Source organism: Bradyrhizobium forestalis (genome assembly GCF_002795245.1).
In the GTDB taxonomy this organism is placed as follows: domain Bacteria; phylum Pseudomonadota; class Alphaproteobacteria; order Rhizobiales; family Xanthobacteraceae; genus Bradyrhizobium; species Bradyrhizobium forestalis.
In genome coordinates this window covers 1-454 of the sequence record NZ_PGVG01000138.1, presented here as the reverse complement: position 1 = coordinate 454, position 454 = coordinate 1, and the positions used below count along the sequence as shown (strand labels likewise).

At 62.3% G+C, this 454-nt stretch carries 1 protein-coding gene; it reads right to left on the bottom strand.

Annotated features, from left to right (window positions below):
* Nucleotides 1-454: aldo/keto reductase (locus CVM73_RS38835; RefSeq protein ID WP_245452563.1), on the bottom strand; the 454-nt coding region annotated here is incomplete at both ends.

Genomic DNA, 454 nt, shown 5'->3' with positions numbered 1-454 from the left:
CTCCAGCGCCCCCCAAGTCTCCGCCAGCGTCACGCCTGAATCGTAGATCACATGGCCGCTCGCATCCCTCGGGTTCTGATCATCGCCGGGTTGAAAGGCGAAGGGTGTATGGATGATGTAGCAGTCGATTTCGTCGAGTTGCAGCCGCCGGCGACTGGCGTCGAAGGCGGGCCTGACCCGTTCCGGCCGATGATTGGTGTTCCATAGCTTCGTCGTAACGAACAGGTCCTGGCGACGAAGCGTGCCCGCGCTGAACGCGACCTGTCGCGCGTCGCCGACGGCCTCTTCGTTGCGATAGCGCTCGGCGCAATCGAGATGTCGAAATCCGGCCTCCAATGCAGCCCTGGTGGCCTGCCTGGTCACGAGCGGGTCCGGAATGAGCGTGCCAAATCCGACTGCGGGAATCGTCACGGCCTCATGTGTGGGAATCCTCGTGTAACGAAGTGAATCGGAG